The following is a 12,322-nucleotide window of genomic DNA, read 5'->3' as shown; positions in this document are numbered from 1 at the left end:
ATTGGGCGCTATTAAGGCCATTCAGAAAATAGACTCGCATTCACCAAGGACACTATGAAATTAACTTCAATCGCTCTGGCAGTAGGCTTCAGCCTACTGGGAAACGCGTTCAGCGTGGTGGCCGCCGATCAGCCGGTGAGCGGCGGCAGTCTGACGGTCGGCGTCGAAAACGAACCGACCACCTTTAATCCGCAACTTAACGGTCAGGACAAAGCAGAAATCACGCTGCGTAATTTCTGGGAATCGCTGCTGGCGCGTCGTCCGGATGGCAGCTTTGTGCCGTGGCTGGCGCAGAGTTATGAAGCCAGCCAGGATGGCAAAGTGATCCGCTTCAATCTGCGCCGTGACGTCACCTTCTCCAACGGCGAGAAGTTTGATGCCAATGCGGTTGCTGATAACTTCCGTCAAACTCAGGTCGCGCAATATTGCGCCGGCACCAGTTTGTGCCTGATGGGTTCGCACATCGAGAAGATTGAAACGCCAGACGATCACACCGTGGTGATCACCTTGAAAGAGATTTACTCGCCGTTCCTGTCCTTCGCGGCGGGCTTGCAGATTCTGGCACCGGCCAGCTGGAAATCACCGCAGCTGAAATCGGGTGGCAAAGACCTGGCGGGCACCGGGCCGTTTATTCTCGAAAGCTATGAGAAAGGCCAGCAGGTGACCTACGTTAAAAACCCGAAATACCACTGGGCGCCAGCAACCGCCAGGCATCAGGGACCGGCGTATCTCGATCGCGTGACCTATCGCTTCCTGCCAGAATCGTCGGTACGCACCGGCGCGCTGCTGTCCGGTCAGGTGGATGCGATTGAAGGCATTTCGGGCAACGATGCTGGTGAATTCAAAGACAATTCCGACTTCACCTATCAGCATGCGCTGAATACCGGTACGCCGTATTCGCTGTTCCTTAACGTGGAATATGGCCCGACGCAGGATGTCAACGTGCGTCAGGCGTTACTGCAAGGTCTGGATATCGATCCGCTGCTGAAATCAGTGTATCGCGGCGAACGCACCCGCGCGTGGGGCATCACTTCGCCAATTGATCCGCTCTACAACAAAGAGCTGGAAGGCAAATACGGCAACAATCCGGATGCCGCCAATAAGCTGCTGGATGACGCCGGCTGGAAAAGCCGTGACGGCGAGGGTTTCCGTACCAAAGATGGCCAGCGTCTGCGTATTGAGCTCATTCAGGCACAGGCAACGGTGCGTGATCAGCGCGATGTATTGTTACAGGCGATTCAGGCACAAGCGCGTCAGCGTCTTGGCGTGGATCTCAAGCTTAACTACGTCGATTCCGGTACTTATGCGGATGTGCGTAAAAGCGGCAAGTTCGGCACCATCGCTAACTCCAATACACCAACCGATGGCGTGGATATCGAAAACCATTATCGTCCGATCACACAAGGTGGCGCGATTAACTACAGCCGCGTCAACGATGAGAAGATCAATGGATTGCTCGACAAAGCGGCCAGCACGCTGGATCTGAAGCAGCGCCGCGATTTCTACAGTCAACTGCAGCAGGTGGCATTACCGCAGCTGGCGCTGGCAGTGCCGCTGTACGAACCCGAAGATCAGTTAGCCACCGCCAGCTACGTGCACGGTTACGGTTTCCGCAGCTACAAGCAGATGCCAGAGAGCGTTTACGATGTGTGGGTGAGTAAACACTGATTTCGCGATTACCGACTATTCAACAATCACATTATCACCGTAGGGTCGCCATTCATGGCGACCTATTTTGCGGTGCGCATTAATGCGCACCCTACAACACTCCGTATTTCCCATATTCAACAAATCGATTGCCGTTATTCTCGGTTTACTTTAATCCGCCGGATTTTAATACTTTCCGCAAGATTGATTAAAGGAACGGTAAATATGAGCCAGCTGATAGAAGTCGCTAAACCCGAAGACGCCGAAGAGGTTTTTGCACTGCTGCAACGCGCCTATGCCGCGCTGGTGGCGTTGGATGTGCATTTCACCATTTCGCAGGGCAACGTTGAGCAGGTTCGCCGCGTAATCGAGCAGGAAACCGTGCTGGTGCTGCGCAAATGGAAACGCGCGGTGGCCACCGTCACGGTACGTTTTCCGTGGCAGCAGGATGAACACGCGCCGTCATCGCTGCCGTTCATTCACTGGTTCGCCGTCGATCCCGATTACAAAGGGCAGGGCTACGGCCGCGACATCATCAACTATGCCGAAGAAACCCTGCTGAAAGAGACGCTGAAAGCGCCGGGCGTCTATTTGGCCACCGCCATCAAGCATCCGTGGCTGAGCGAGCTTTATCTGCGCCGTGGTTATCAACCGTTCCATCACCGCACCAACCCATTAGGCGAAGCGCTGGTCTTTCTGAAAAAGGAATTCAACCCGCCAGCCGATCAACCCATCGCCAAAATCGCCTGAACAACTAAAAAAGCACCTGCAACCATCAAGGATCTTATGAAAGCGAATGCAATTACTCTCGTGCTGGGTGTGATCTGCCTGCTGGGAAGCACAGCGTTATTCGCTGCGGAGCAACCGCGCAGCGGCGGCAGTTTAACTTTCGGCGTAGAAACCGAGCCCGTGCCGTTTAACCCGCAGTTGAATGGCCAATCCAAAGCGGAAGTGATGCTGCGCAACGTGTGGGAATCGCTGCTGGCGCGGCGTACCGACGGCAGCTTCGTGCCGTGGCTGGCGGAGAGCTTTCACGTCAGCCCGGACGGCAAAGCGTATCGCTTTACCCTGCGCCGCGATGTCACCTTCTCCAACGGCGAAAAATTGGATGCCAACGCGGTGGCCGAGAATTTCCGCCATGTGCAGGATGTAACGTATTGCGCCGGTAGCAGCATCTGCGCGTTGGGTGCCCGCATTGCCAGCGTGGAGACGCCAGACGATTACACCGTCACCATCACGTTGAAACAAGGCTATTCACCGTTCCTGTCTTTTGCCGCCAAATTGCAAATTCTGGCGCCGGCCAGCTGGAACTCACCGCAGCTCAAAGCGGGTGGTAAAGAGATTGCCGGTACCGGGCCGTTTATTATCGAGAGCTACGAAAAAGGCCAGCAGGTGACTTTCGTACGTAATCCGCACTACAACTGGGCGCCCGCCACGGCTAAACATCAGGGTCCAGCCTATCTGGAACGTGTTACCTATCGTTTCTTGCCCGAATCCTCGGTGCGCACCGGCGCGCTGCTGTCCGGTCAGCTGGACGCGATTGAAGGCATCTCCGGCAATGACGCCGGTGAGTTCAAAAACAATCCCGATTTTACTTATCAGCATGCGCTGAATACCGGCACGCCGTATTCGTTATTCCTCAACGTGGAATATGGCCCCACGCAGGATGTGAAAGTGCGTCAGGCGCTGTTGCAGGGGCTGGATATCGGTCCGCTGCTCAAGTCGGTGTATCGCGGTGAACGCACCCGCGCGTGGGGCATCACCTCGCCGGTCGATCCGCTCTACAACAACGATCTCGAAGGCCAGTACGGCAACGATCCTGACGCCGCGAATAAGCTATTGGACGAAGCCGGTTGGCAAACACGCGACAGCGATGGCTTCCGCAGCAAACAGGGCCAGCGTTTAAGCATTGAAGTGATTCAGGCGCAGGCCACGGTGCGCGACCAGCGCGATGTGCTGTTGCAGGCGATTCAGGCGCAGGCGCGTCAGCGTCTCGGCGTAGAGATTAAACTGCGCTATGTCGATTCCGGCACCTACACCGACGTACGCAACACCGGCCACTTCGGCTCGATTGCCAACTCCAACACCGAAACCGACGGCATTGATATCGAAAACCACTATCGTCCGGTGAAAGCTGGCGGGCCGATTAACTACAGCCGCGTCAACAGCCCGCAAATCAACGGCTGGCTCGATCAAGCCGCAGCGACGCTGGATATCAATCAGCGGCGTAAATTCTACAGCCAGCTGCAGCAATATGCGCTGCCGCAACAGGCGCTGGCGATTCCGTTATATGAACCTGAAGACCAGATCGCCACCGCCAGCTACGTGCACGGTGCCGGTTTCCGCAGTTTTAAACAGATGCCGGAGAACGCGTACGACATCTGGCTCAGCGACCACTAATCAGGAGGCGAAGATGTGTCTGGAAAGCATTGTCACCCGTACGCCACGCGCGCGTCGGCCATCGGTGTGGCGCAGTGACCTGACGCGCCGCATCGTCAGCCGTCTGCTGGGTGGCGTATTGGTGCTGTGGGCGGCGGTGTCGCTGGCCTTTCTCGGCGTGCATCTGGCGCCGGGCGATATTGTCAGCCTGCTAATCGGTGAGCAGCTGCGCACCCCGGCGATTGAGGCGGCAATCCGCGCTGAATGGGGCCTGAACGAACCGCTGTGGTGGCAATATCTGCACTACATGTGGCGTGTGCTACACGGCGATTTTGGTCGTTCTTACATGCTGAACACCGAAGTCAGCCACCTCCTGGCAACGCAGTTGTGGCCAACCCTCAAACTGACGCTGGCGGCGCTGCTGGTTAGCATCCTGTTTGCGGTGGTGATTGCCGTCGGCACGGCGCATCGTCGCATTGGTCGCCGCGTGGCTAACGGGATTGAACTGTTGCTGGCGTCCACGCCGTCTTTCTGGATGGGCATCGTGCTGCTGTTTATTTTCAGCTTCACGCTGCGCTGGTTCCCGGTAGCGGGCGATCGTTCGCTGTCATCGCTGGTGCTGCCCGCGCTGGCGCTCGGTCTGGCGCAGGGGGCGGTGATCGCCCAACTGCTGCGCCGCGAGCTGGAGCGCGCGCTGGATGCCCCCTTTACTCTTACGCTGCGCGCGTGGGGCGTGGGGGAAACCACCATTCGGCTGCGTCACGCGCTACGTCATGCGGCGCTGCCGGCGGTGACCTTGACCGGCTGGCTGGTGGGCGGATTGCTGAGCGGCGCGGTGATTACCGAGCAGGTATTTGGTCGTCCGGGCCTCGGCAAACTCACCGTCGATGCGGTGCTGGCGCAGGATCTGCCGGTGGTGCTGGCGGTGGCGATTCTCTCGGCGCTGATCTACGTGGTGATGAGCACCCTGGTTGACATCCTGTCGCTGTGGATTGATCCGCGTCTGCGTGGGGAGAGCAAATCATGATAGCTGCACTGCAACGCCTGCCTGTTGCGCTGCCCGCGGCGGTGTGGGCGGCGATACTGTTTCTCATGGTGTTGGCTGTCGCAGTCATCGCGCCACAGTGGCTGGCGCACAGCGATCCCTTACTGGCCGATCCGGTTAACGCTCAGCTGCCGCCGTCAGCGCAGCATTGGCTTGGCACCGATCAGCTGGGCCGCGATTTGCTGACGCGCGTCATCTACGGTAGCCGCTATTCGCTGCTGATCAGCGTGGCGGCGATGGCGTTGGCGGTGGTGTTTGGCACGTTGCTGGGATTGGCAGCGGCGCTGGCGCGGGGCGTGGTTGATGAGCTGCTGAGCCGCGCAGTAGATGTGATTTCCGCCTTTCCCGATCTGCTGCTGGCGCTGATGCTGATCGCGTTTACCGGGCCCGGCACCAACAACCTGATCATTGCGCTCGGCGTTGCTTCCATTCCACGTTTTGCCCGCGTGGTGCGGGCACAAACCTACAGCGTGATGACCTCCGGCTTCGTCGAGCAGGCGCGCACTTTTGGCTTGTCACGCGTCACGCTGATTACACGCCATATTCTGCCGCACGCCATTGCGCAGGTGCCGGCGCTGGCCACGCTCGGGCTTGGCACGGCGATTATCGGCACCGCCGGACTGAGTTTCCTTGGCATGGGGCCACAGCCGCCGACCGCCGAATGGGGTCTGATGCTGGCGGAAGGACGCAACTACCTGCGCAACGCGTGGTGGATCGCCGTATGGCCGGGGGTGTTCATCACGCTGACAGTGATTGCAGTGAATACGCTGGGCCGTTACTGGCAGGCACGTTTTGAAGGACGATCCGCATGAGCCAGCCGTTTATTGATATCCAGAATCTCTCGATCCGTTTCGGGCCGCAGCAGGTGGTGAAAAACCTCAACCTGCAGGTCTCGGCGGGTGAATCGGTGGCGCTGGTCGGTGAATCCGGCTCCGGCAAAACCCTGACCGCGCGCAGTCTGCTTGGCCTGCTGCCGGAAGGCGCGATATTAACCGCTGACCGCTTCACCATTGACGGTCGTGATATGCGCAATGCCAGCCGCAGCGACTGGCGCGCGCTGCGCGGTCGCCGCATTGGCTATGTGTTGCAGGACGCACTGGTTTCGCTCGATCCACTGCGCCGCATCGGCCAGCAGCTGAGTGATGCTTTACGCGCCGCTGGTCATCGCGACAATCTGCAGGACAAAAGCCTCGAACTGCTGAAATCGGCGGGTATTCACGATGCCGAAAGTCGGCTCCAACGCTATCCGCATCAGCTCTCGGGCGGCCAGCGCCAGCGTGCCTTAATTGCGACCGCGCTGGCCGGTACGCCAACGTTATTGATCGCCGATGAACCGACCACCGCGCTGGATATGACGGTGCAGCGGCAGATTCTGCAACTGCTGGCGCAGCGCCGCCGCGACGGTCACGGCCTGCTGCTGATCAGCCACGATTTGGCGGTGGTAGCGGAGCTGGCGGATCGCGTGCTGGTGATGCGCGATGGCGAAGTAGTAGAGCAGGGTAACAGCGGCGCGTTGCTCAATCGTCCACAGCACGCCTGGACGCAGCGCCTGCTGCGTGCGGTGCCGACGCCCGCCACGCGCGGTTTGCGGCTCAGCGCGGCAGAGCCGACGCCGCTGCCGTCGCGGCCGACACGCAGCAGCATACCGCTGCTGGAGGGTATCGGCCTGCATAAAGCTTACGGCGGTCGTCCGGTGCTCAAGGACATTAACTTCACGCTGCACGCCGGGGAGACGCTTGGCGTGGTCGGCGAATCCGGCTCCGGTAAAACCTCGCTGGTGAAAGTGGTGATGGGCTTAACCGAACCGGACAGCGGCACCCTGCTGCTGGAAGGTGAGCGCTGGGATCGCCTGCCCGAGAAAGCACGTCGCGCCCGGCGTGCGCGCCTGCAGCTGATCGCGCAGGACCCGTTCAGCTCCTTCGATCCACGTTACACGGTGGAAAAAATCATTGGCGAAAGCCTCGATAGCGCAGGGATTTACGGTGATGCGCGCCGTCAGCGCGTGCGCCAGTTGCTCGATGAAGTGCAGCTCGGCGACCGCTTCCTGCAGCGTTATCCGCAACAGCTTTCCGGCGGCCAGCGTCAGCGCGTGGCGATTGCGCGCGCCTTCGCACCGAATCCGGCGCTGCTGGTGGCGGATGAGCCGGTCAGCGCGCTCGATGTATCCGTGCAGGCGCAAGTGCTGGATCTGCTGGCTGATATGCAGGCCGAACACGCCACCGCGCTGCTGTTTATCTCTCACGATCTTGGCGTGATCCAACATCTGGCGGACCGCGTGCTGGTGATGCAGAACGGGCAAGTGGTAGAGAGCGGGGCGTTGCAGCAGGTGTTCGCCGCGCCGCAGCATCCGTGGACGCAAAAACTGTTACAGGCGCTGCCGGTCATTCCTGACTGGCAGCCCGCGAATGCCTATTAAGGAGAGCAGCATGAGTCAGACACAACGCCAGCTACGGCTGGGCGCGATTATTCAGGGCGTTTCCGGCAACATGTCGGCATGGCGTCATCCCGATGCAGTCGCAGATGCCAGCATTAATATCGATTACGTGCTGGATCTGGCGCGCAAAGCCGAGCAGGCGAAGATCGATTTCCTGTTTGTCGCCGATGGTTTGTACATCACGCCGCAGTCGATTCCGCACTTCCTCAACCGTTTTGAGCCGATCACCTTGCTGTCGGCGCTGTCGCTGGTCACGCAAAAAATCGGTCTGGTTGCGACGCTTTCAACCTCCTACAGCGAGCCGTTTACCGTGGCGCGCCAGTTCGCCAGTCTCGATCATCTGAGCGGCGGTCGCGTCGGTTGGAACGTGGTGACATCGCCGCTGGAAGGTTCGGCGAAAAACTTTTCACGCAGCACGCATCCGGAACACGACGAGCGCTACCGCGTGGCTAGCGAATATTTGCAGGTGGTGAAAGGGCTGTGGGATTCGTGGGAAGGTGATGCCTTTGTGCGTGACAAACAGAGCGGAGAATTCTTCGCCGCCGACAAGCTGCACACGCTCAACCACCAGGGACACTACTTCTCGGTGCAGGGACCGCTTAACGTGGGTCGCTCACCGCAGGGTCGCCCGATTGTGTTCCAGGCGGGCGCCTCGGAAGCGGGCAAAGCCTTTGCCGCCGAAGCCGCCGATGCCATCTATACACGTCAGGAAACGCTGGAGCAGGCGCGCGAATTCCGCGAAGACGTACGCAGCAGGCTGGTGGCGCGCGGTCGCGATGCCGATGATATTCGTGTGTTCCAGGGCATCAGCGTGATTATCGGGGAAACGGAAGATGACGCTGAACGCCGTTATCAACAAACCGCCGAGCTGGTGACCATCGATAAAGCGCTGGAGTATCTTGGCCGCTATTTCGAGCATCACGATTTCAGTCAATACGCGCTGGATGCACCCTTCCCAGATATTGGCGAGTTGGGTGCTAACAGCTTCCGCAGTACCACCAACAAGATTAAACACAACGCGCGCGAACGCGGTTTAACGCTGCGCCAGGCGGCGCTGGAAGAAGCGACGCCGCGACCGAGTTTCCTTGGTACGGCGGAGCAGGTTGCGGAAGGGTTGGCAAACTGGTTCATACAGGGCGCGACAGACGGTTTTATCGTGCGTGGCGGCACACCAACGGCGTTTGACGATTTTGTGGCGCAGGTGATCCCGCTGTTGCAGGCGCGGGGTATTTATCGCAAAGCGTATGAAGGCGAGACGCTGCGCGAGAACCTGGGGTTGGCCGAGCCAGAAAACCAGTTCGCGGTACAGCGCAATAGTCAGCAGGTTGCGTAAAGGTCAAAAGAGCGCGATGAATGGCGCCGCTACGGATAGGTGCATTATTTTGTAGCGGCGCAATTTATTGCGCATCCTTGATGATTACAACGCCGTTACGCCCAGCGCCGCGGCGCGATCCTTCCACTCCCGTACTTCGTTATAAAACGCGCGATCGGTGACGCTGAATCCGCTAATCAAACTCTCATCAAGCAGATCCTGATAACGCCGATCGCTGGTCAATTCTTTCAGCGCACTGCGCAGTTTCTCGACGGTTGCCGCATCAGTTTTGGCCGATGTGATCAGCGGCAGCGCGGCGCACAACGGCGTTTCGCCGATGATCTCTAGCCCCGCCAGCTCGTGCGGGTAATTGCGGCGTAGCAGTGCCCAGGTGATGCAATCGATCGCCGCGATATCGGCATCGCCCTCCCGCAGCACCGCCAGTGACTGACGATGGCTGCCGCTAAAACGGGTTTCGCTGAAGAATTTTTCCGCCTGCGCCAGCGGCGCAATCACGTAGCGCAGCGAGTTGAAACCGGAGTGGGAATCGTTGCTGTTGCACACCGCACGCCGTCCGCGAAAATCGCTCAGCGTCAGGTTTTCATCTTCGCTGCGCGCCACTAACCAGCTGCGATAGCGTTGGCCGTCGCAGCCCTGGGCGCTTGAATGAAAGGTGCCGACCAGTTGCACATCGGCCAGCTGTTCCACCAGCGGATACCCGCAGGTTTGGCTCAGCAGCAGCTGGTCATCGCGCCAGTGCGGCAGTAAATCCTGCGGCCAGGTGACCTCAGCTTGCACGCCGCGTTGTTGCAGCAGCGTCGTTAGCGCTGAGGTCAGGCCGATCGTAGCCTGATGATTGATGTCGTACATCGGTAACGAAATGATGGGCATCCTGTGCATCCTTTTGCCTACCCGGATGGGCATTAACCTCGACCGATTTGCGCCAGAAGCGGGTTATCCACTCGCCATAACCGGCGACGCGAAAACCGTGATTACGTTGGTAGTAGCCATCGCGATACAGCAAATAGACTTTGCGTAATCCGTACCACGGCAAACCGGGCAGATCGTGATGTACAGAATGATAGTTGAGATTGAGGAACAGCAAGCGCCACGGCAAGGCGGCTTCGTTATTCACCGAGCGTGCCAGCGGTTCTTCTTCGGCGCGATGCTCGTAGAAGGATCGCACTTTGGTCAGCATCAGCGCCGGATAACTCACCGTCAGGACGAACCCTGGCGGCGAAAAGCCTTGCTGTGTCATCCAGTAAAACAGCCCGCTTAATAACGTGAGATGGGTGATCCACATCGCCATGGCCGGTTTATCGCGTTGGGTAAAAGCCTTCACCAGGATTTTGAGTGTGGCGGCCATATCCAGCAGCGGTCCCAGCACTAAGCGGCCAGGAAAGGTATTGCGCAGATGAATGATCTGCTGCTGCCACCGCTTCAGCTGCGCCCAGCGCTCGGGAGAAATATAGTACGTTTCGGGATCGTCATCGGGATCGGTCAAGGTGTGATTGCGATGGTGCGCCAGATGCGAATCGCGATACAAACCATACGGATACCACACCGCCAACGGCAGCGTGCCGAACAGCTGGTTGAGTCGGGGGAAGCGCGTCGGGTGACCGTGAATCAATTCGTGCTGCAACGACATATACCATGTCGTAAAAAGGATCAGCAGTAACGTGCTCAACGTTACTCCCAGCGTTTGCCAGTAGACAATGCTGGCGAACCAGCCGCCATAGACCGCCGCCATTAACAGCCACGTCGGCAACTCGCTGCGCCACAGCCAGCTACGCGCCAATTGATGCACCTGGTCGCGCTGTTGTGTACTGAGATAGGCGGATGTCCCTTTACTCATGGAGAAGCCGAACCTGTAAACAGTGATTAGGCCTCCGACGATGCGTGATCCCCGTGATGAACACAAAGAATCTCTTTTTCTTACTTATGCAAAAAAGTTGATGAAGCGCGCGAAATCTATTGGCTATCAGTCACCTCGTCTGTGGCGTAACCTTGCGGTATTGAAAACGTTTGGGCCTGCGCGGCTCACGAGGAGAATTTCAGCATGAAAAATATTGGCTTCTTATCCTTTGGTCACTGGACCCCATCATCGCAATCCGCCACCCGTTCGGCGCAGGACGTCCTGCTGCAATCGATTGATTTAGCGGTCGCTGCCGAAGAGTTAGGTGCCGATGGCGCTTACTTCCGCGTGCACCATTTTGCACGTCAGTTGAGTTCGCCATTCCCGCTGCTGGCGGCGGTGGGTGCGCGTACCAAAAAGATCGAAATTGGTACTGGCGTGATCGATATGCGTTACGAAAACCCGCTGTATATGGCGGAAGATGCCGGTGCGGCGGATTTAATTTCTCATGGTCGTTTGCAACTGGGTCTTAGCCGCGGCTCGCCGGAGCAGGTTATTGAAGGCTATCGCTATTTTGGCTTTGATCCAAAGAACGGTGAGAGCGATGCCGATATGGGCCGTCGCCATACTGAGGAACTGCTGGAAGTGCTACGCGGTGAAGGTTTTGCCAAGCCGAATCCACAGCCGATGTTCCCTAACCCGCCGGGCTTGCTGCGTCTTGAGCCGTTCTCGGCGGGTTTGCGTGAGCGCATCTGGTGGGGTTCTGGTTCTAACGCGACATCCATCTGGGCAGCGCAGCAGGGCATGAACCTGCAAAGCTCCACCCTGAAAGATGATGAAACCGGCGAACCATTCCACGTGCAGCAGGCAAAACAGATTCGTGCTTATCGTCAGGCATGGGAAGCGGCGGGCCATCAGCGTACGCCGCGTGTTTCGGTGAGCCGCAGCATCTTTGCGCTGACCAATGACACCGACCGCGCCTACTTTGGTCGCAGTGGACAGGATCAGGATTCCGTTGGTTTCCTCGATGAGAAAACCCGCGCTATTTTTGGTCGCAGCTACGCAGCCGAGCCGGATCAGCTGATCAAACAGCTGGCGCAAGATGAAGGGATTGCTGAAGCCGATACGCTGCTGCTGACCATTCCAAACCAATTAGGCGTGGATTATTGTGCGCATGTGATTGAAAGCATTCTGACCCACGTGGCACCGGAGCTGGGCTGGCGTTGAGTTTCAAAGGGCGCAGCCATGCGCGCCTGATGTTTCTGCCAATTGTAGCGGCGCGATTTATCGCGCCGTTTTTTTTTATTGGGCGGAATGTTTGCTGAAAAACGCGCAATTCATTGCACCGCTGCGGGGTTGTGAATGGGTTAATACCTCATCAAAATGCTGTTTTCAGTTAATCTGTGATGCAAAAATCATCCTCCCTCAGCGGCGTACCCGGCAACAATAAATCGGCATGCTGAGCGTCCACATTATTAAGGCGCAGATGCTGTTGCAGGCATTGAATACGTCAGGCCAAAAATTGTCTGAAATACCGCAGTCGTTTACAGGTAAAAATCCGTTACAACTGATTCCAGAGGCGTTTATTTTCGCCGCTTCAGGTTGTGTTAAGGTAATTGATAATAATAACTATTCTTTTTAACACGGAGT

The 12,322-nt window shown here is 58.0% G+C and carries 10 protein-coding genes; 8 read left to right on the top strand and 2 right to left on the bottom strand.

Annotated elements, in window-relative coordinates; translation table 11 throughout:
* The first annotated feature begins 54 nt into the window (after positions 1-54).
* The 7 genes from ACRQ84_RS22100 (at position 55) to ACRQ84_RS22070 (ending at position 8,838) form a co-directional block, all read left to right on the top strand.
* Positions 55-1,668, top strand: a complete 1,614-nt coding sequence (locus tag ACRQ84_RS22100) for an ABC transporter substrate-binding protein (protein WP_483818129.1) — start codon at positions 55-57, stop codon at positions 1,666-1,668.
* 204 nt (positions 1,669-1,872) lie between these two features.
* Positions 1,873-2,397: a GNAT family N-acetyltransferase gene (locus tag ACRQ84_RS22095; protein WP_064741407.1), complete on the top strand. Its 525-nt coding sequence runs from the start codon at positions 1,873-1,875 to the stop codon at positions 2,395-2,397.
* A 36-nt stretch (positions 2,398-2,433) separates the two neighbouring features.
* Positions 2,434-4,047 carry an ABC transporter substrate-binding protein gene (locus ACRQ84_RS22090; RefSeq protein WP_483818128.1) on the top strand — a complete coding sequence of 538 codons (1,614 nt, stop codon included), beginning with the start codon at positions 2,434-2,436 and terminating at the stop codon, positions 4,045-4,047.
* 13 nt (positions 4,048-4,060) lie between these two features.
* Positions 4,061-5,053: an ABC transporter permease gene (locus tag ACRQ84_RS22085; protein ID WP_483818127.1), complete on the top strand. Its 993-nt coding sequence runs from the start codon at positions 4,061-4,063 to the stop codon at positions 5,051-5,053.
* Positions 5,050-5,883 carry an ABC transporter permease gene (locus tag ACRQ84_RS22080; RefSeq protein ID WP_483818126.1) on the top strand — a complete coding sequence of 278 codons (834 nt, stop codon included), beginning with the start codon at positions 5,050-5,052 and terminating at the stop codon, positions 5,881-5,883. Before ACRQ84_RS22085 ends, ACRQ84_RS22080 begins: the two co-directional genes overlap by 4 nt.
* A complete protein-coding gene (locus ACRQ84_RS22075) occupies positions 5,880-7,487 on the top strand; it encodes a dipeptide ABC transporter ATP-binding protein (protein WP_483818125.1) in 1,608 nt (535 codons plus the stop codon). The genes ACRQ84_RS22080 and ACRQ84_RS22075 overlap by 4 nt, the downstream gene beginning before the upstream one ends.
* A 10-nt stretch (positions 7,488-7,497) precedes the next feature.
* The gene (locus tag ACRQ84_RS22070) at positions 7,498-8,838 is read left to right on the top strand and encodes an LLM class flavin-dependent oxidoreductase (RefSeq protein ID WP_483818124.1); all 1,341 of its coding nucleotides are present in this window, start codon (positions 7,498-7,500) and stop codon (positions 8,836-8,838) included.
* Between the two features lie 84 nt (positions 8,839-8,922).
* Here ACRQ84_RS22070 and ACRQ84_RS22065 read toward each other — a convergent pair whose 3' ends face one another.
* Together ACRQ84_RS22065 and ACRQ84_RS22060 are read right to left on the bottom strand one after the other, a co-directional pair.
* Entirely contained in the window at positions 8,923-9,708 is a 786-nt protein-coding gene (locus ACRQ84_RS22065) for a phosphate/phosphite/phosphonate ABC transporter substrate-binding protein (RefSeq protein WP_483818123.1), read from the bottom strand.
* A complete protein-coding gene (locus tag ACRQ84_RS22060; protein ID WP_483818122.1) occupies positions 9,605-10,672 on the bottom strand; it encodes a fatty acid desaturase in 1,068 nt (355 codons plus the stop codon). Before ACRQ84_RS22060 ends, ACRQ84_RS22065 begins: the two co-directional genes overlap by 104 nt.
* Positions 10,673-10,876: 204 nt before the next feature.
* Here ACRQ84_RS22060 and ACRQ84_RS22055 point away from each other — a divergent pair, with 204 nt between their 5' ends.
* Entirely contained in the window at positions 10,877-11,899 is a 1,023-nt protein-coding gene (locus tag ACRQ84_RS22055) for an LLM class flavin-dependent oxidoreductase (protein ID WP_483818121.1), read from the top strand.
* Positions 11,900-12,322 lie beyond the last annotated feature (423 nt).

Origin of the sequence: Pantoea sp. E2023-21, assembly GCF_051302795.1 — a bacterium.
In the GTDB taxonomy this organism is placed as follows: Bacteria; Pseudomonadota; Gammaproteobacteria; order Enterobacterales; family Enterobacteriaceae; genus Pantoea; species Pantoea ludwigii_A.
Note: the sequence above shows the minus strand (reverse complement) of the source record. Positions and strands in the feature narration are given on the sequence as shown.

What these genes read in the sequence shown, in the direction of transcription:
- ACRQ84_RS22100 (WP_483818129.1), top strand. Translation starts at nt 55, where the DNA reads ATGAAATTAACTTCAATCGCTCTGGCAGTAGGCTTCAGCCTACTGGGA.
- ACRQ84_RS22095 (WP_064741407.1), top strand. Translation starts at nt 1,873, where the DNA reads ATGAGCCAGCTGATAGAAGTCGCTAAACCCGAAGACGCCGAAGAGGTT.
- ACRQ84_RS22090 (WP_483818128.1), top strand. Translation starts at nt 2,434, where the DNA reads ATGAAAGCGAATGCAATTACTCTCGTGCTGGGTGTGATCTGCCTGCTG.
- ACRQ84_RS22085 (WP_483818127.1), top strand. Translation starts at nt 4,061, where the DNA reads ATGTGTCTGGAAAGCATTGTCACCCGTACGCCACGCGCGCGTCGGCCA.
- ACRQ84_RS22080 (WP_483818126.1), top strand. Translation starts at nt 5,050, where the DNA reads ATGATAGCTGCACTGCAACGCCTGCCTGTTGCGCTGCCCGCGGCGGTG.
- ACRQ84_RS22075 (WP_483818125.1), top strand. Translation starts at nt 5,880, where the DNA reads ATGAGCCAGCCGTTTATTGATATCCAGAATCTCTCGATCCGTTTCGGG.
- ACRQ84_RS22070 (WP_483818124.1), top strand. Translation starts at nt 7,498, where the DNA reads ATGAGTCAGACACAACGCCAGCTACGGCTGGGCGCGATTATTCAGGGC.
- ACRQ84_RS22065 (WP_483818123.1), bottom strand. Translation starts at nt 9,708, where the DNA reads ATGCCCATCATTTCGTTACCGATGTACGACATCAATCATCAGGCTACG.
- ACRQ84_RS22060 (WP_483818122.1), bottom strand. Translation starts at nt 10,672, where the DNA reads ATGAGTAAAGGGACATCCGCCTATCTCAGTACACAACAGCGCGACCAG.
- ACRQ84_RS22055 (WP_483818121.1), top strand. Translation starts at nt 10,877, where the DNA reads ATGAAAAATATTGGCTTCTTATCCTTTGGTCACTGGACCCCATCATCG.